12 protein-coding genes are annotated in these 18,125 nt (G+C 62.0%); 7 read left to right on the forward strand and 5 right to left on the reverse strand.

The annotated features are described in order from the left end of the window. Window positions 1-28: 28 nt before the first annotated feature. From R2N11_RS22270 to tssA, 7 genes are all read left to right on the forward strand, one after another. Window positions 29-2,758, forward strand: coding sequence for a T6SS effector BTH_I2691 family protein (locus R2N11_RS22270; RefSeq protein ID WP_316682396.1), 2,730 nt, complete (start codon window positions 29-31; stop codon window positions 2,756-2,758). Further along, window positions 2,755-3,486, forward strand: coding sequence for a putative type VI secretion system effector (locus tag R2N11_RS22275; RefSeq protein ID WP_316682397.1), 732 nt, complete (start codon window positions 2,755-2,757; stop codon window positions 3,484-3,486). Before R2N11_RS22270 ends, R2N11_RS22275 begins: the two co-directional genes overlap by 4 nt. 64 nt (window positions 3,487-3,550) lie before the next feature. Next, window positions 3,551-5,035, forward strand: a complete 1,485-nt coding sequence (locus R2N11_RS22280; RefSeq protein ID WP_316682398.1) for a hypothetical protein — start codon at window positions 3,551-3,553, stop codon at window positions 5,033-5,035. Window positions 5,036-5,151: 116 nt separating this feature from the next. Beyond that, a complete protein-coding gene (locus tag R2N11_RS22285; RefSeq protein ID WP_316682399.1) occupies window positions 5,152-6,120 on the forward strand; it encodes a DUF6708 domain-containing protein in 969 nt (322 codons plus the stop codon). A 177-nt stretch (window positions 6,121-6,297) separates the two neighbouring features. Further along, complete coding sequence (locus tag R2N11_RS22290; protein WP_316682400.1) at window positions 6,298-7,425, forward strand: hypothetical protein; 1,128 nt, start codon at window positions 6,298-6,300, stop codon at window positions 7,423-7,425. Between the two features lie 171 nt (window positions 7,426-7,596). After that, window positions 7,597-8,004, forward strand: a complete 408-nt coding sequence (locus tag R2N11_RS22295) for a hypothetical protein (protein ID WP_316682401.1) — start codon at window positions 7,597-7,599, stop codon at window positions 8,002-8,004. Window positions 8,005-8,037: 33 nt separating this feature from the next. Next, on the forward strand, window positions 8,038-9,114 hold the full coding sequence (tssA, locus tag R2N11_RS22300; protein WP_316682402.1) for a type VI secretion system protein TssA: 1,077 nt from the start codon (window positions 8,038-8,040) through the stop codon (window positions 9,112-9,114). Window positions 9,115-9,178: 64 nt separating this feature from the next. On the opposite strand, the gene R2N11_RS22305 is transcribed toward tssA, so the two are convergent. The 5 genes from R2N11_RS22305 to R2N11_RS22325 form a co-directional block, all read right to left on the reverse strand. After that, complete coding sequence (locus R2N11_RS22305; RefSeq protein ID WP_316682403.1) at window positions 9,179-10,750, reverse strand: TIGR04222 domain-containing membrane protein; 1,572 nt, start codon at window positions 10,748-10,750, stop codon at window positions 9,179-9,181. An 85-nt stretch (window positions 10,751-10,835) separates the two neighbouring features. Beyond that, window positions 10,836-11,672: an OmpA family protein gene (locus R2N11_RS22310; RefSeq protein ID WP_199032979.1), complete on the reverse strand. Its 837-nt coding sequence runs from the start codon at window positions 11,670-11,672 to the stop codon at window positions 10,836-10,838. Window positions 11,673-11,674: 2 nt separating this feature from the next. Next, on the reverse strand, window positions 11,675-12,661 hold the full coding sequence (gene tagF / locus R2N11_RS22315) for a type VI secretion system-associated protein TagF (RefSeq protein WP_316682404.1): 987 nt from the start codon (window positions 12,659-12,661) through the stop codon (window positions 11,675-11,677). Continuing rightward, a complete protein-coding gene (gene tssM / locus R2N11_RS22320; RefSeq protein WP_316682405.1) occupies window positions 12,658-16,602 on the reverse strand; it encodes a type VI secretion system membrane subunit TssM in 3,945 nt (1,314 codons plus the stop codon). Before tssM ends, tagF begins: the two co-directional genes overlap by 4 nt. Before the next feature lie 53 nt (window positions 16,603-16,655). Next, window positions 16,656-18,119 carry a hypothetical protein gene (locus R2N11_RS22325; RefSeq protein ID WP_316682406.1) on the reverse strand — a complete coding sequence of 488 codons (1,464 nt, stop codon included), beginning with the start codon at window positions 18,117-18,119 and terminating at the stop codon, window positions 16,656-16,658. Window positions 18,120-18,125: the final 6 nt, after the last annotated feature.

Raw genomic sequence — 18,125 nt, forward strand, 5'->3', positions numbered from 1 at the left:
GTTTCGTCAAGATAACCAAGAGAATTTCATGCCGCCTAGTGCATCCCCCAGCCAGTTCTGCGAGCAGTGCAAAGCCACCGGCCTGCCTATCCTGCCGGTGCGATATGCCGTCGTACCCAAGAACATTAATCCGGCGTTGCCAGATTGGGTCAGTGGTGATCGGGTGAAAAGTGTGGCGCTGGGCGATGACTTTCAATATGCATTGCGTACGTTGCGCACCGGCTACCTGTATCTCTTCTATGACAAGAACGCACGCGGCTCCAAGCAGTGGGAGTGCTATGCGGTTGGAGAAGATGGCAGCCTGACCCGCCAACTTGACCCGAAATCTGCGCAACCGCAAAGCACGCCGGTATTGCAATGTTCGCGCCACGGCACCAACAACACGCAGGTGCACTATCTCGTGATTGAGCATCCCGAGAAATGCGGTGCGACCTGGGTTGCTTTTAGCGAGCACAAATGGAGCGACGAGACGGTCGCGGAGTACGAGAAGAACAGCAAGCTGCGCAACAAGCGCATGCAGACCATTCAGCCGGCAGTGATGGCCGCCGGAGCAAAGCACAGTCATGGCCAGATTGCCGACAAGGCTACGCTTGAGGCCGTGCTTGAGTACGCGCAAAAGAGTTCCAAGGAGCCACTGCCATTCAATCCCCCCGTGGGCACCCTCAGCGAGGAGGACGGTACCTGCAAACCCGGTAACCAGCTCGAGCAGATGAGCACTCGCTATCCGTGGTATCTGCGGACCGGCATGGCGGAGAGTACCGCCAAACACATGGAGAGTCGCGGCAAAGGCACGGACAAGCCGAGTAAGCCCCACGTGCTGGCGCTTTGGGATGCCATGGGTATCGCGCACGAACTCAACGGCTTCAGAAACGACGCGGCCGGATGGATCAAAAAGTACGGCGATGAGCGGGAACTGCAGATCAAGGCGCTCAACACCTACGATGGGCTCCAGAAAGCGCTAGAAAACCGCGCCCAGATACTGGGTGAGGAATATATTCGGCGCGGGGCTGAAGATGGTCCATTGCAGGAGGGAATACGTGAACTTGAGGAAAAGCTGAAGTCTTCGCCGGACGACGAGTATTTGCAAAAGCAACTCGCACAGTTCCGTAGTTTGCAGTCTGCGATGGCGTCAGCCGCCCCCAAGGTTGGCGAGGCGTTTGGCAAGAGCCAGGCAGCACAGGCGTGGCCAAAGTATCAAGACCGCATCGCTGACTCTGCCGGAAAATTCAAGACGAATTTCGGAAAATTCCAAGAGAAGGCGGCGGGCATCGTCGACCGACGCACCGTGCCGCTTGTTCACTGGTTGGAAGCGACGCTTCTGCTCGACACCTTGAACGACTACCACGGCCAGAACGTGGAAGACGGTTTGCTGTTCGAGCAGGATATCGGCGAAGCGATCTTCGGTCTGGGCAGTTGCCGCGCCGGCGCCCAGAAAATCTCCGAATGGGTGGCCGAATGCAAGGCCAGTGTGGAGGGCAATCTGCTGTGGCGCGTGATCGCGCTCAACCAGAATGATGCTCGAACCGAGTTGGATCGCATGCTGGCCGAGGCCAAGCAACACAAGAACCAGCGCACCGAAGCCAAGACGCTAGACTGGATTGGCTACACCACCAAGGGGCTGAAGGCTTTCGCCGATACCTATAAGAAGGCACAGAGCGTATTCGACACGAATACTAAGGCTGCCTCGCAGGCCGGTTCGCTAGCTTTCGGTGCGCGCCTGAAACCGGTGAATATGCGCGGGGCTGACAAAGTCGCCATCAGCGTGGGCGATGCGATATTCCGATTCTTTCGCATCGACACGCTGGCCGACTACGTCAGCGAGAAGATCATCCAGCATATTCTGAGTACGCGCGCATTTGTGAGTCCGGCCGATTCAGCCAACCTGATCATCGCTCAGGCCAAGAGCGAAGGGGTGCTGCGTCAGCAGATTCTGAAACGCTTGAGCACGGCGCGAGCCTTTATGGCGGCGGGCACGCCGGAGATCAAAAGTGCGCAGGCCGATGAGCTTAAGGCCGAATGGGCCAAGTTCAAGACTGGTGGGAGCGCGGGAGCTGGGCAGGCGGTTAAGGACGCGCGGCTGGCGCTGGTGGTGGGATTGATTGAAGGGGTGAACTTCGCCAAGCTGTTGGCCGAATGCAAAAAGAAGAACGACACCAAGAGCTATTTGAGCCTGTTAGCCTCGGGCATGAGCATCACGAGTGCGATGCTGGATATCAGTGCCACGGTGGCCAAGAACTTGCCGAGCATGGGCAACAGCAGTTGGACGTATCAGGGGCTGAAGATGTGGGGCGGGATGCTCAGCGGCGGGGCTAGTTTTGTTGGGACAGTGATTGACTTCAGGGATGCTGGCAAGAATTGGGGACAGGGGTACATCGGACTCACGGTGCTGTATGGCCTCAAAGGGCTCTCGGGCTCAGTGGCTGGTAGTTTGACTCTCGCTGTCACGTTCACCTACTCTGCGCCGCTCATTGCTCGGATGACTGGCAGTGCGGTTATTGGTACGGCAGTACGCAGTGCTGGTGCCAGGGCCGCGGCCATTATCGGTTTACGTGTTCTGGGCATGGCTTTGGGGGGGTGGATCACCGTGGGTTCATTCGCGATCCAGGTCATCATCTGGTGGGTAACACCAGATGCGTTGGAGAAGTGGGTCGACCACAGCGCTTTTGGCAAACTGCGCAAGAGCGATGGCTACAAGAGTGGTGATCAGCAGGACAAGGCTTTGTTGGACGCGCTAGTTGAGATGGGGTTTCAAGGATGAACGCAGCCGATCAACTGCAAGGGATGGTCAAACTTAGTGGTGCCATTACCAACTACAAGTGCACTCGAGCGAAAGCCAGCTTCGTTTTTACAGACAGTGACCGCACCCAATTGGGAGTCGTCGCCATCGCGGCCGGCGTTGCCGGGCTAAGTGGACAGGCGATCGCTACTGCCAGCTATGCGGCGAGTACGGAGGAAGAGGCGGACTACGTGGAGTTCGACTTGGACGGCAAGCCGGTCAAGGGTTGGGTCTGGCGCAGTCCATTCAAGGAGGGCGATCAGGTTGAGGTGGCGGGCGAATGGCGGGATGGCCACTACGAGGCTGGAGCGATCACAAGGCCAAGCGACCGGATGATCGCGTTGTATCCGCATTGCGCTCGGGGTGCAACGAGGCATATCAAGAATGCGGCGAAGTGGTGGTTCATTGGGGTAAGTATGTGGGTACTAGCATTTGCGCTCGTAATGCTGGTAATCACGGGGCCAAATGACTACTGGATTCTTGTAAGTAACAAAGCGTTCAGCTACGCCTTGATAGGTTCCTATGCCTTCTTCGGCATCATGACCATCAGCCTAGCCCGCAAGTGGATGCCTTTCGTACGCTTGACGGAGAGGGTATGCCGCACGTTGGGCATCCCTGATGCAGGTAATGTCGATCTGGTCAAATCCTCCAAGGCCCAGCGCAAGTCCGACGACCCTGGTGAGTACGGCACCTTCTACTTCCGCTATTGATTTGGTTCGAGAAGTGACTCGTCTTCGATTCTGATGACATCGGGGTCACTCCAAACCTGAAAAAATGAAACCAAGAAAGTACGCACTTTGGTCAGCGGCCACGGCGTTTGCCTGCCTGATCGTGGTCGTCACAGTGATCGATCAACGTCAACTGCGGCAGCTGGGCCAACCTCTTGCAGCGCCTGAGAAAATTTTCAAGACGGATGCAAAGCTCCCCTTTGACATCGCAGATGTGAAGTGGGTCGACGCCAACGGTGTTCAGCTTCTGACCGGCACGCTGCAGGACTTGAGGCAGGAAGGCGATACAACACCGCTCCCAGGTGCAATCCTCGATACGCTGCTCCCCTCCAGGGCTGAGCGCCTGCGGGAGCGGAACAACCAGATGGCGGCGGACTCCGCCGTTCGGATGGCCGCGGCGGGCCATCAGGACTTGGCCGTGCAGACCCTAATGGATCGTTTGGGCCGCGGGCACAAGCGGCAGTTCATTGCGCGCATGACGGACGAAGGCAGGATCGATATCCTGGCTAGTATCGAAGACGATCAGTCCCTCAGCCTGGTGACGGCACCAGGTGGCAAATGGATCGCGCTCGGCTCTGGTGAGTTCCCCAAGGACCGGCCCGATGACAGCCCGAGCTTCTACACGGCGTTTGTCAGCAACGATAGCGGACGTACCTGGAAATTCGATCCGAAGATTACGGTGCCGTCCAGCACCGACTTTCACGGCTACGTATCGGAAACTCGCGCCTACGCCCTTGCTACGCGTTACGGCGGAGAGCGTGAAGCGTGGACGACGTTTGATGGAGGGCACTCTTGGAAGAACGTCGACTTGGACAAGGCCGTCTGGCCGGACAATCCTGCACGTGAACATCAAGTACGCGACACGCACTGGGCATTGTTGTTCAACCCGGCGGGAAACGCAGTCGGCTGGTCGACGATGTCGGTAATTACCGTGGATGATGAAGGGCAGGAGAAAAGCCGTAAGCCTGTCGAGGCCCGCCGGTTTGATTTGAGCCTCTCTGGATCGCAAGCTGCCGTACGCAATGTTGCGGCCACGCCCGATGCCGGCCCGGCGAATGAGCCCAGCTACAGAATCTTGCAATCGGATTCCGGAGATACTCTGTTCGCACAGCCAGAAGGCCGCTTGCGTTACCTCGACCCGACAACTGGGGCTTGGGGGACAAGCACCATCCCGGATATTCGTGGAGCGTCCCCCTGGATAGACACCGACAAGATGTGGTCGGGCAAGGACGTCTGGGTTGTGCGAGCCCGTGGAGATACGGCATGGAACATCGTCGCCTGCTATATGCCGCCGTATTTCGGTAATACGCGCAACTGCGGAGGTGCATCGGCCGGAGCCTATTTCTATAGCCGGGACAAGGGCCATTCCTGGACGCCGTTTCTCCTGCCACGTTCGCCTGGCGAAAGCGACTACACCATCAACGTCATTGGATGGGATACCCGGCGGCAAGGCCTGCTTGTCATGCGACGTGATCCGGAGAATTCTGAGCGTGAGCAGATCGAACTCTATCGCTTACCAGAGCGTTCGTAAGTGGCCCGATGCGTAAGGATACTCGTAGCTTTGCAAGCCGAACGGCTCGAGCCAGTCATGCTTGAAACTTGCGATCAGTACTACAGATAGCTACGGGCCACTTGTCTCCACCTGCGATGGCAGAAACTCGCTCCAAACTGCAACCCCAAAGCCCCTACTGGTATGAGGATCTGCCCTCCCCTACGGCTGCGCTCGATGCGGGGAAGAAGGGCGATCAACCAGATCCTGGTCTTGATGTCCGCTACATCGATGCTGCTGTGTGCGAGCTGTCACGGGTCACATCGATCCAGCGCGGCTTCGGTTTGATGTTCGGTATCGGCATATCGATCGGATTCGTTGCCATGCTGCCGTTCCTCGCTGAGATATATGCGGATGGCAAGCCACAAGAGTCCCCATTCATGGCATCGTTCCTGATGGTGGTGCTATTGGTGCTCGTGGTGCTTCTGATCCACATGATCAAAAGGGCAATCAGAACGCCGCTGGACTTGCCGGTCTTGTTTGACAGGAACAGTCAAAAGATTTTCGCGCTTGAATATCTCGCGAAGCCCAATCCGTTTGTGAGGTGGAAAACGGTGATCAAGGAGTTTGACTGGTCTTGTGTTGAGGCCGAGGTTGGGAAGATCGCTGGGTACAACGGGAAGACGTATTCAGTGCGGTACGGATTGATTCTCGCGCAATGCGAGCAAGGTACGACCAAGGTTGAGGACCGGATCATCTTGAAGCAGGACGTGGGTGGTCCACTGGTACTTCACAAGATGTGGGCATACATTCGCTGCTACATGAATGAAAGGCCGGAGCGTCTGCGGGCGATCAAGCCGTTTCCGCGCGACGTTAACTTCAGGCGCTGCGTGCTGGAGTTCTATCCGCTGTTTGATCGGACGGCGGAGGGCAAACGCATTCGCGCAAGCATGCACATCGTTGAGCAAGTCCTTCTGACGGTATTCTGCGTGCCGCTGTTCTGGCTGTTCCTGCCCGCGGGCGTGTTCGAGTACATCGGACAACGTCTTGCCCCAAAGCCGAAATGGCCTGCAGAAGTCATTTCGCAAATTGCTGCGCTGCGCGCGCAGGCAACGAATGGAGCGTAGGGTCGCACGCTTGGCCAATCAAGCTGTTCCCGTACACGTGATGCTTCTGGCGTCGTCTTCTGGAGTTCTATCCCTGTATGCCTTTGTGCTTACCAGTAGCGTGGGATAACGCGTCCGCATTGTCACGTTCGCCCAGAGTCGTGAATAAAAAGATGCACGGAACGCCAGGATCCAACGATGTTCACTTTTGAAGCAGCGTTTCATCGTTATCGGCGCAAGCATGGCATCGCCAGGGCACTGGAGGACTATGCCGATTTGCAAGACGCTCCCATGAAGCACGCGCTTGATGCCACCTCGTCCGAACCGGCCATCTTGTGGCCCCCCAAGCCCACGGTCTTTGATTTCAACGAGCACTTCCTGGAACTGAGCAATCTGCGCAACGACGGACCGCCGCGCTGGATAGCCTTGATGCTCCTGGTGGTGGTCATCCCGCTATGTCTGCTGATGAGTGTGGGTGCACTGTGGTTCTTGTGGGATATCGTGTTTGTTGGCAATCCGAAGATGCCGTTTCCACCGAACTCCTTCAAGGAGCTTGGGTTGCTTTTGGGGATGTTGGTGCTCTCCGTGCTCGGTGTGCCCATGACCCTCATGCTGTGGCGCGAATGCCAAGGCCAGGTACTCACAGCGCGCTGTGCGCGTTATCGCTTCAACCGGACCACAGGCAAGGTCTATATGCTGCGGCCCGCGCGATGGGGAGGCAACGCAGTGCTGGACTGGTCGCGTGCCCAAGCGCATGTGCATTGGGCACCGCCTCCTGAATCGGCGCAGAGGCAAGGCGATGCGGCCTCGATCAACGATACGACTCAGCAACTCCGAAGAGAGGTGGATTTGTCGCGACGCACCGGCATGGAGATGGATGGCGGTCTTGTTCTCTCCGGACTGTTGGATCTGATCTTCAGTTTTAGCGTGCCCGCCTATGAACTGTCCGACGAAGCACGCCAAAAGCGGCGCAACGCAAGTGAGAGCGGCTGCCTGCTGTTGTACTGGCCACCGCTGGACGCAGCGGATCCGCAACGACGTGGAGAGGATCTGATCTGGGTTGGGCCGCGGAACAGTGGCGAGCGTCTTTGGCGCTACATACAGACGTTCATGCAGAAGGGAATGGATGCTGTGCAAGCCCCCGATATGCCGAATGATTGGATGCACAAAGGCCGCAACCCAGAGCAAGTGTTCAACTGGCTGGCGGAGTGCCTGTGCTATTGGCCCGTCTTTCCTGCGGAGTGGAAGAGCGACGTCGGCCAAGCCAGGCGCGAAAACGGCATCGGACCGGAGCAACCGCTGAGCTGGCCTGCCAAGTTGCCCTAGCCCATGGAAGACATTGTTTTTCGCAGAGGCGTCAGCGCGGGCTGAGTTGGGTGCGAAGCCAAATGAAGATTTGGAAACAATCCCCCCAAATCCATGCACCCTGAGTAGCATCACCACCGTCGAATCCAGTCGCTGCCGAGCGGGGATCGCCCCATTTTCAAACGCACCAACATGGCCCAATTGTTCCGTCTTGCCGCTGCCACGATCTTCGCCGCGCTGATCGCCAGCCCGGCACTGGCCGGCGACGACGCGCCACTCCAGGTGTCGTACCGTCAGGTGCTGACCGAGTACTTCAAGGACGCACCCAGCGCTGCCAAGAAGTACGATGGTCATCGCCTCGAGTTCAAGGGGCAGGTGTACCCGCTGTCCGACGACAGTTTGAACACGCTGGCCGTTACCGAAGACCTCAAGGTTGGCGCCCCGTTTCAGGATGACCAGCGCGACGCGTTGAAGGCCATGTTCCCTGACAACAAACTCTCGGCGTACAAGCCCAGCAAGGACATCACGCTGGATTGCCTGAACCGGCAGTTCGTTGGCCTGACGCTTGCCCTGACCGATTGCCGCGTCGCCAAGCCCTGAACGTTCACCCGCATTGCATCCTCGCTTCTGACCATGGCTTCTCTTCCGTTCGAACAACTGCTGGCCCCGCTGCCAGGCGCCCAACCTTGCGGCGAAGACATGCTCTTCTCCGCCGAATTCGACAGCATTCAAGAGTCGCGCCGCTTTGATGACCCGTCGCTCGACCAGGGCGAGTGGGTGACCGAGATCAAGGAGGCCAACTGGCGTGCCGTCATCACCGAGAGTACGTCGCTGCTGCAGAACCGCACGAAGGATCTGCGCCTGCTCGCGTGGCTGACCGAAGCCCTGTCGAAGGAGCGCGGTTTTGCGGGCCTGCGCGAGGGCTATGAGCTGATCTCCGGCCTGTGCGAGCAGTACTGGGAGCACATCTACCCGCTGCCCGAGGCCGACGACCCTGAGGCCCGCATGGGCAGCATGGCGTGGCTGGCTGCGCGCTCGAGCCAACTGATCCGCGAAGTGCCGCTGGTGGATGCATCCAAGGGCGGCTACAGCCTCGTTGACTGGGAAGTTGCGAGCAGCTTGGTCGAGGCGATCCGCCGTGATCCGGATCAGGCCGATGAGCTCGCGCGCGGCAAGGTCACGCAGGAACAATTCGAGGCAGCCAAGAGGGCGACGTCACCGGCGTTCTACAAGACGCTGCATGACGATGTGGTGGGTTGCGGGGCTGCGTTGCTGCGGTTGCAATCTGTGCTCGATGGGCGCGCCGGGGACCATGCCCCGAGCTTCCGCGCGGCTCGCGAGACGTTGCAGACGGTGCGTGCGCTGGTCGAGCGTTTTGGTGGCAAGCCCCCCGAGCCCAAGCCGGCTCCGGTGGAGGCCAAGGCAACCCAGCAAGCTGCCGGGCAGGCTGCAACGGAAGCGGTTGTCGCGACTGTCGTGGGCCCGATCCGCTCGCGCGCACAAGCGCTGGATCAGTTGCGTGAAGTGGCGGAGTTCTTCCGCCAGACCGAGCCGCACAGCCCGGTGGCGTATCTCGCTGCGCGCGCCGCCAAGTGGGGCGACATGCCACTGCATGCCTGGCTGCGCACGGTGGTCAAGGACGACGCGACGTTGTCGCAGATTGAAGAGTTGCTGGGTTTGGGCGATCCGTCGCCGGATAGCGCGGGCTGATCTTCGGTATGGGCCCCAACCAGGCACGATGTCTGGCGTGGGGTCTATGCAGATGCAAACCTCGTCAACTGCTCGAACAACCGCCACACCCACTCGATCCGCAACTACTGGAACTGCAGCTACTCGAGCTACCACTGCTTGAGCTGCAATTACTCGACGTGTCGCTCCCAGAGCCTCCGGAGCTGGCTGGCATTCCCGGCCCGCCCATCATCGATCGGTATCCGGCCCAGGCTGTGCCGGTCAACACGCTGGTACCGCCCAACGCCGTCATCCAGAGCAGGTCGGTCTTCGACCAACTGGCATCGGACGTCTGTTGGCCGCGCCGACGGTAAGCATCGAGCGCGGCGTCGGCTGTCGCAGTCGGTCCGGCGCTACCGACGCCGACCAGTCGTGCGGTCAACCACCAGTACGCGACTGCGAACGAAGCCATTTCGATCAGCAGCCACATCACCGGGCGCTCTCGGGCCAAGCCAACAAATACCTTCGTCACGCCGAGCCCGAGTACCAGCAGCGCAATCGCCCATGCAGCCAGCGTTGTTGCTCGCATGGAGCCGGACGCCCACATCCATCCCTGACCTTGCAGCCGTGCCGTCATTTCGGATGCATCGTTGACGAGTCGATCCCGAAAGCTTGGCCATGGCGAGCGGTGCTGCTTTTGCTGGTTGAGCCAAGCCCATGCGTCCACGTGGCGCTCGGGCGCGCGCTCCGTGTTGGCGACTACGTAGGTTTTGCGGTCGCGGCCTTTCTTCGCTGGATGGGCAATGCGGATCGCACCTGCGTCGAGCAGCGCGAGTGTTACGACCTGCGCCATTCGCGAAGCATCGCCTGTAATGAGTGCAGCCGCGTCAGGCGTAAGCGCGTGCGGTGCGCTGCCGAGCGCCACCCCCCGCGGGCGACGCTTATAGGTGAACTGGTGCAGGCCCCGGATCGACAGACAAGCCATCACACACACGCCCAGATAGAACGCGAGAAAGCGCGGTCCTGGATAGTTCAGCACACCGACATCCGGCGCAGCACGCGTGGTGATGGCGATGAGGGCGACGCCGATCACGAGCCACGCCAGCGGCATGATTCGACGAACGGTCGAGGCACGTGGCGGCGACGCTGTATTGTGCGGACGCCATGCGCGGCCATCTGCCTCTTGCGCTGCCACGTTCTCCGGCGTCGGCCAGACATCGGGGGGCGGTTCGACGCCGAACGTGCGCCGGTAACTGTCAAGCGTTTGCTGGTAGTGGCGCGCGTAGGTGTCCTCTTCATCCGGCGCGCCGATGCCCGGGGCATGGTGGAGCGGGGCGCGTAGTACTTCCGCGCAGAACACCGTCCAATAGTCTTTCGAGTATTGCAGGTGCAGATGCCAGGCGGCATCGATCGCCTCTGACGGCGTAACCGGGTGCCCGGCGTACACCGCCAGATAGGCAAAGCGCTTGTACTCCTCGATGACAGTCAGCGTGTACAGAGACGACCATCCCTCGGCTTCTGCCAGGCGGCGGCTGAACGGCATCGGAGCGTCAGGCGCATCGAGCGAATACTGGCTCAGCCGAAGCAGGCAGGCGTCGCGATCTGCGTCGGTCAGGGTGGCCTTGAGCGCGGATGTGGGATCGGATTCCGGAAAGGCGGAGGAAGGGGCCGGTGTCATAGATGGCTAATCTGATTAGCGGATGCTGCGTTGTGCGGCATCGCACCGTACCCCTTGTACAAACTGGCGTCAGGCAACAATTGCGTCACTGACTCGCCCGAAACTCAATCCGCCGATTGCGTGAACGCCCTTCATCCGTGTTGTTGGCCGCCACAGGCTGATCCGGTCCCACGCCAATCGCTGTCAACGTGCCTTGCTCGGCACCCTTGGCAATCAGGTAGTTCTTCACCGTTTCCGCACGCGCCTGGCTCAGGTTGAGGTTCATCGCGCGGCTGCCCGAGTTGTCGGTGTGGCCGACGATCTCGATCTTGCGGCCGTTCAGGCGCGGCAGCACGGTGTACATCTCATCCAGAATCGCACGGCCCTTGGGCGTGAGCGTGGCGCTGCCGGTTTCAAACTCGATGATGCGGTTGGCCAGCGTCTTGTCCAGCAGGCCCTGTTCGGACACCGCCGCCACGCGCAGACCGTTCTTGATCGTGTAGCTCTGACCCAGCGTGGTGGCCATGTCGCTGGTGATCTGCTGGCGCTGCGCCTCGTTGCCCACATCGCCGTGCAGCGAGACCTGTGTGCCGTCGACGTTGAGTTGGCCGCGGTTGACCTGCTTGATGGCCGGCGACAGGATCTTCTGCACATTGGCCGACCAGTTGGGCGGCGACACCACGTTGCCCACCTCGATCTGGTCCAGCACGTTGGCGCTGCCGTACAGCTCGCGCAGCTTGGCCAGCACACTGGCCTTGGTGGCCTCGTCGGGCACCGTACCACCGGCGACGACCTGGCCCGGGTTCGGTGTGGCTGCGGTCACCGTTGCGGCAGCCGGCGGCTGGTCGCCAGGGGCAGCGAAGGCGAGGCGGGACAGCGCGGCGAGGCACACCATCAGGATCGCTGCTGGCCGGAAGCCACGCTTGATTGCATCCAGACCCATGTTCATTCTCCGATGAAGACTTCGCGGAAGGTGTCGACCGCCACGCGCAGCGAAAGCTGCGGTTGATCCAGGTAACTCACGAACTTGGCCAAGCCGTACTCTCCGCTCACGTGCTGGTCGACCCATTCCGGATCGTCGATGTTGATGTTCTGCTCGGCATACGCCAGCGGCGACATCACGCTATGCAGCGTGCGCGACGATGCGCCGTTGAAGCCGATGACCAGGCGCTCTGCGCCGTTGATCTCGCCCAGGAACAGCGAGAGTTCAAAGTCTGCGCGCTGCAGGAAGCGCGACACCAGTTCCAGCCAGAAACTCGCCACCAGACTGCGGTACAGCGGGTCGGCCGGCAGGGGCAGGGTGAGCCCTTTCTCCAGGCGCGATGAGCCGTTGGCCATGACCGGCTGCAGCAGCGTGCCGAGTGCGAGCAGCGTGCGGCGCAGGCGGATGTTGTGGCCTTCGGTGCGCAGCATCTGCTCGAGCCCCGAGACGGTCTGGAAGTCGATGAAATCCGAAAAGCTGGCGTCGTAGGCCTGCGTGCCGTTGTCGGTTTCCACGCTGTGCTGCCCCTCGGCCAGCAGGCGCAGGCCCTCGGTGGCATCCGAGGCCTGACTGAGCGAGATCATCTGCTGGCCGGCGCGTGTCCACAGGCGAGCCAGTGCGATCGGGCTGCGCGCGATGAAGCTGATGGGGCGATCCACCTCCATCGCAGCCGCCGTCAGAAACGGAAAGCGGCGCGAAGACAGGTCGCTGCTGGCCATCAGCGTACCGGCAATCGCCAGCCGGCTCTGCGAGCCCAGGAAGGCGAATTGCACCGGCTTCCAGGTGTCGTAGGTGGTCTTCCAGTCCGGCGCTTCGGCCAGCAGTTCCATGCCTTGCGCCAGCCAGCGGTCAAGCGTGTCGAGCAACTGGACGTTGTTGGCGCTTTTGACAAAGTCGCCACGCGATGGAAGCTTGCCGAAGTATGAAAGCTGCAACTGCGTCAGGCTCATTGTGCCGTCCCCCCTTGCTCTTCCGTAACGGCGGACCGGGTTGCGGCCTGCGTCTGAGCAGGGGCCGGTGTGCGGCCCGCCGGCGGCGAGCCGGCTGGGGCGGGCGGGGTGGAGGTGTTCAGCGGCGCGTTCATGTCGGCAATCGACGTCGGCAGGCGCAGGCCGCGCAGGCCCTGGCCTTGCGGCGAGTCAGAAGCCGTGGTGCCGCCGGTCTGCGGGCTGCTGATGATGCGCAGACTGATGGCAACCGTCAGGCCGTCCTTCGTCCACGACAGATCGAAGGCGCCGTCCGGGCGACGCTTGCGCTGCGCGGTGGCAATCAGGCGTTCCAAGCCAAAGCGGCCCGGCTCGTTGAGCAGTTCCACCGTGCGGCCGTCAAACGTGGTGGCCGTGACCTTTGCACCCGGCGTGCCTTGCGGGTTTGGCCACACAAAGTTGGCCCACTGCGGCGGCGTGTTGCGATAGCGCAGTTGCTGGCCGTCAATCTCGATCGTGTATTCGGTCGCGCCTTGCGACGGCACCGGCAGGATCTGGAACACCGTCTGGGGGGCGGCAGCGGCTGCACCGCCGGCACCACCACCCGCCGCGCCGCCCGTGAGCGGCGCGATCCAGCGCGTGAAGCCTGTCGTGAACTCGGGTACGAACGACAGACCCAGATCCCCCCACGTGCGTGCGGCAAGCATGTCGCCACGGCGTACCGACAACGGGCCGATGGTCGTGCTGGCGAACTTGGCGATCGAGCCATCCGGGCCGAACACCTGGCCGATCTCCGCCGCGCTCGCTTCGATCTTGGCGTTGGCCGAGAACGGGTACTTGTCTGCCAGCGTCGTTGCAAACGGCTGGTAGACCTGTGCGTTCCACACCTTGTTGATTTCGGCTGTGGCCGGGCGGATCACCACCGCATACGACTGCAGCAGGGGGCGCACCAGCAGCGGGCGCAGCGTTGCGCGCTCGCTGTCGGTCATACCGGTCAGCATCTGCTCATCCACGTACTTGAGCGTGTCGGCCAGTTCCGAGCCGCTGCCATCCAGCGTCTGCTGCATGAGCTGGCGTGCGCCCGGGCCGGGGTCGCCCTGGTTCTTGATGAGGTTGAAGCGGGTGCGCACCTTCGACAGCGAATCCATATAGCCGCGCAGCAGGGACTTGTCATCACGCACCATCACCACACGCGCCAGGCCAGAGAATTCCTTGCCCACCGGGCCCATCGGGATCGTGCCGGCATCCGCGGCGTTGCCCATGTCGACATTGACGTTCACCTGCGACGGCGTCTGACGTGCAAACAGTTGCTTGAACCAGCCCAGCACGCCGGTCTTGGCTTGCTTGAGGCCCGCATTGAGCATCGACGGGTTGTCCCACGAAGTCTGGTCGTAGGCGGTGTCGAGCACCTTGCGGATCGGCGAATTGGTCGGGTCACCCAGCAGGTTCATGCCGGTAACAGCCTGGTCGAAGCCGATGAAGTCCTGAATGGCCACGCCTTGCATGAAGCGTTGCCACTCGCGGGCGTACTCGGTCTTGTACATCGTGACCAGCGCCTTCTGGATCTGCTCGGGGCTACCTTCCAGCGTCAGGTCGTCGCGTGCAGCGACGTTGAGCACCCAGTCCTTGGTCTGCAGCTCCTTGTTGGCGGCTTCGCGGATGGCGGGCTGCACATAACCCAGCCACGCTTCCTTGGTGAAGGTGCCGGGCACGGCGTAGCTGCCGGCGACCACGCCAGCGCCGGTCTCACCGACGATGCGGGCGACCGTCATCGGGGCATAGCGCGTGGAGGCGCGGGCCTTGATCTCGGCATAGGCGCGCTCGCGGGCCGGCATGCCGCGCACCACGCGGCGCAGGTTCTCGCGCGTCTGGTCGACCAGCGAGAGGTTGCCTTCCAGCATCGGCCAGTTGTCGTCGTTGACGTGCGCCAGGAAGAACGACAGGTTGCGTTCGGCCGAGCGGATCATCTGCTCGCGCGGCATGTTGCCCCGGTTGTCTTCCAGCCAACCGCGCCAGAAGCGTGTGATCTGATCGGTCAGGTGCGCGACCTCCACGTGACGCTTGTCTGACAGCATCAGGTAGGTCTTGAGCGCGTTGTAGCCGTCTTCCACGTTGGTGGGTGAGGCATCGGTGTAGCGCTTGGCACCGGTCGAGGCGGTGGCCTGGTTGTTGTTTGCCGGCGCGTTGGCGGCGGCACCCGAGGCTGCACCCACCGTGGCGGTGGCCGTGGTCACAGACGTGGTCATCACCGCGCCGGTTTCGGGCGGACGCACCATCGGCGCGAGCTGATCCGGGTGCGCGTTGACTTCAGCCAGGAAGGTTTCGATCGCACCGCCCACCGGCTTGAGCATGACCTGACGCAGTCCGTTGTAGTACTCGTCCAGCAGCTTGTGCTGCAGCGTGTCGCCCTGGTACAGGCCCAGCGACAGCGCGAGCGGGTGGTCGTTGCGATAGCGGTCGAGTTGCTCGATGCGGTCTTGCAGCATGTCGAGCGCTTCCAGGCGGGCCTGCAGGTCGACGCGGTTCTGCTGCATCTTCACGATCTTGTCGAGATCGGCCTGCACGTTGGCCGTCAGCGTGCGGTTGCCCATGTACGACCACGTCCAGCCGCCCAGCATCAGGCCCAGCGCCAGCACCAGTCCGAAGAAGGTGGCGATGCGCAGGCGCGTCTTGGCGGGGCTCGCAAACTGACGCACCGTCTGGCGGTCCGCAAAAATCACCTTGGAGAACAGGTCCCGCAGGAAGAAGCCGTTCTTGGAAAACACTTCGCGGCTGCGCGCTGCGCCGTCGGTCGACAGCCCGAACCGGCGTGCGATGCGCTCGGCCGATGCGCTGTTGGTGGCGCCTTCCTGCAGCGCGCTGGTGAAGTAGAAGCCGCGGAACACGGGCTTGTACTGGAAGGGGTTCTCATCAAACAGCGTGACCAGGAACGAGCGCAGCGTCGGCTTGATCGACGCAAACTCCAGCGGGAAGCTCAGCAGCCCCGGCGAGAGCTTGTTCTTCTGATGCAGCGCGATCTGCGCCACGCTGATCTCTTTCAGGCCGTCGCACAGCTCGTCAAAGCGCTGGTCGAACATGGCCGCCACATCGGGTTTGGCATCCGGCTCGAAGGGCAGGGAGGAGCCCCACACGCGGTCGCGCTCCTGTTTCTCGCTGTCGCCAAAGAATTCGGTAAAGCCGGTGATCAGATCCGCCTTGGTGAACATCACGTACACCGGGGCGAACACCTCTAGGCGCTCCGTCAGTTCCTGCACGCGCTGGCGCAGGTTCTTGGCCAGGTTGATGGCGAACTCGGGGCGGTTCTGCGTGAGTTCCGACACGCTTACCGTCACCACGATGCCGTTAATCGGGGCTTTCGGGCGATAGCGCTTGAGCAGGTCAAGAAAGCCGAGCCATTCGCGGCGGTCTTCTTCATGCACCGAGTAGCGGCCGGCAGTGTCGAGCAGGATGCCTTCCGTGGTGAAGAACCAGTCGCAGTTACGCGTACCGCCAATGCCCTGAATGACCGCGCCACCCTTGTCGGCAAACGGAAACTGCAGGCCCGAATTCAGCACCGCCGTGCTCTTGCCCGCCGCCGGGTTGCCGATCACGATATACCACGGCAGTTCATACAGCGCGGCGTCTCCCGACATCTGCCCGAGCTTGGAGCGCTTGATGGTCTTGACGGCTTCAGCCAGACGCACGCGCAGCGCTTCGACTTCTTCGCGTTTGTCGGGTGTGGCGGCCTTGTCGGCGGCGGCCTGCTCCAGCACGCCCTCCAGCTTCTTGCTTGCCTGACGCGCGCGCCAGCGTTTCCAGAGATAGGCCACCAGCCACAGCGCCAGCAGCACGCCCAGCGCGATGCCGGCCCAGACCAGGCCAATCTCGAAGGTCTGCGCAATCAGCAGCAGAAAGATGGTCAGCACGATCACGCCGAGAACGGACAGTGTGCGTGAGTTGGTCAGGAAGTTCAGGAAGCGTTGCATGTTGCCTTCGGCTCGTGGGCGGACAAGGTCGGGTTCGAGATCGGAATTCGGGGTCAGGTCAGGCTCGGCACTACCGCAATGGCGCCGCGCTGCTGGATGTCGTTGGCGGTGATGGCCAGCACGGGCTTGCCGCTTTGCTGGCTCAACTGGTGCGCCACCACCACGGGCAGCAGGGAACCCGCCGCGCCGACGTAACCGCACGGCGTGCCCAGGGGCAGCAGATCGGCGGCCACGTCCAGCGTGGGAAAGCGTTCAGAGAAGATGCGCGCGACTTCCACCGTGCGCACGGGGTGCATGCCGGTGTCGGTGACAACGCTGGCGACGAGCGGTTCCTCCTCGGCAGCGGCAGGCGCTTTTCCGTTTGCGCCGGCCGGTGCGGCAGCGAGGGTCTCCAGCACGTGACGTACCGCCCCGCCAAGGGCTTCCAGTTGCGGCTGGCCACGATCGGGCGTGGGCGCTTCCAGGCGAGCCACGCTGGCACGGGTGATTGTGATGGCGGCCGGCGGCGCGTCATCACCCGTGTCATCAACAGACGGGGTTACCGAGGCAACAGCAAGGGCCGGCGCGCAGAGCAATACGCCAGCGGCGGCTTCGCCCGGCACACGGCCATGCTGGCGATTGGCCTCGAACAACTGCTCGTTTTGCGTCAGTTGCTCCACGGCGCTTGGGCCGACCAGCGAGTCGGCCACCACCAGCATGCGCAGCACGCGCTCGTCGCTTGTGCGGTTCACAGCCTGCGTGGCGCGGTCGAGGAGCAGTAGCGCATCGGCATCGCCCTTGGCGGTGATCGGTTCAAGGGTGAGGTGATCGGCTCGCCAGATCACGCCAATGCGCTGGCGCAGCCAGGCATCTGCGGCGGCCTGTTGTTGCGGTGTCCACTCGCGCGGCAGCAGGGCGGTGATGACGAGCCGCGTGGCATCCGGGCCGGCGGGTTCTGGGTGTTGCGCGACGGCATGGGCTGCAAGTTCTTCGGCAACCTGCCCGGCGAGCGTCAACGCGCGCAGGTGTTCGTCCAGCCAGTCCACGTCTGGATGGCGCTCTGTCAGCTCGGTGCGCAGGTCTTCGATGTCGAGGCCATCCACCGGCGCAGCAAAGATTGGTTGGCCAAAGCCTTGTACGTCCGTCAGGCCCGGCTGGGTGCTGGCCTGCACGGCGTCCACCAGTGATGCCGCATCGCTGCCGCCCGGCGCGCGCAGCGCACTGGCGAGCAGAACGGCACGCCAGTGGCGCGTGGCATCCTGCGGGTCGGCCGGTGTGCCATCGCTCTTGGCGGCAGCAGCGGGCGCTGCGGCCGAGAGTTCGCGGCCCGCGGCAACGTTGGTGCGGATGCCGTCCAGCGCCCGCTTGATGACCCAATAGCCAATCACCATGCCCAGCGGCAGCAAGAACAGGTAGGTGACGATGTCGGCGGTGCTCGGCATGCGGTTGGTGGTCTGCCACCACACGATGACGGCAATCCACACCACCACGAACGCTGCCAGCAGCGTCAACCCGGACCGGAAGAGTCGTGCAGCCATGTCGTT

Origin of the sequence: Ralstonia flaminis (assembly GCF_958415495.1) — a bacterium.
GTDB classification, from domain to species: Bacteria; Pseudomonadota; Gammaproteobacteria; order Burkholderiales; family Burkholderiaceae; genus Ralstonia; species Ralstonia flaminis.

Coding starts and splice junctions, on each gene's coding strand:
- R2N11_RS22270 (WP_316682396.1), top strand. CDS start 29: ATGCCGCCTAGTGCATCCCCCAGCCAGTTCTGCGAGCAGTGCAAAGCC.
- R2N11_RS22275 (WP_316682397.1), top strand. CDS start 2,755: ATGAACGCAGCCGATCAACTGCAAGGGATGGTCAAACTTAGTGGTGCC.
- R2N11_RS22280 (WP_316682398.1), top strand. CDS start 3,551: ATGAAACCAAGAAAGTACGCACTTTGGTCAGCGGCCACGGCGTTTGCC.
- R2N11_RS22285 (WP_316682399.1), top strand. CDS start 5,152: ATGGCAGAAACTCGCTCCAAACTGCAACCCCAAAGCCCCTACTGGTAT.
- R2N11_RS22290 (WP_316682400.1), top strand. CDS start 6,298: ATGTTCACTTTTGAAGCAGCGTTTCATCGTTATCGGCGCAAGCATGGC.
- R2N11_RS22295 (WP_316682401.1), top strand. CDS start 7,597: ATGGCCCAATTGTTCCGTCTTGCCGCTGCCACGATCTTCGCCGCGCTG.
- tssA (WP_316682402.1), top strand. CDS start 8,038: ATGGCTTCTCTTCCGTTCGAACAACTGCTGGCCCCGCTGCCAGGCGCC.
- R2N11_RS22305 (WP_316682403.1), bottom strand. CDS start 10,750: ATGACACCGGCCCCTTCCTCCGCCTTTCCGGAATCCGATCCCACATCC.
- R2N11_RS22310 (WP_199032979.1), bottom strand. CDS start 11,672: ATGGGTCTGGATGCAATCAAGCGTGGCTTCCGGCCAGCAGCGATCCTG.
- tagF (WP_316682404.1), bottom strand. CDS start 12,661: ATGAGCCTGACGCAGTTGCAGCTTTCATACTTCGGCAAGCTTCCATCG.
- tssM (WP_316682405.1), bottom strand. CDS start 16,602: ATGCAACGCTTCCTGAACTTCCTGACCAACTCACGCACACTGTCCGTT.
- R2N11_RS22325 (WP_316682406.1), bottom strand. CDS start 18,119: ATGGCTGCACGACTCTTCCGGTCCGGGTTGACGCTGCTGGCAGCGTTC.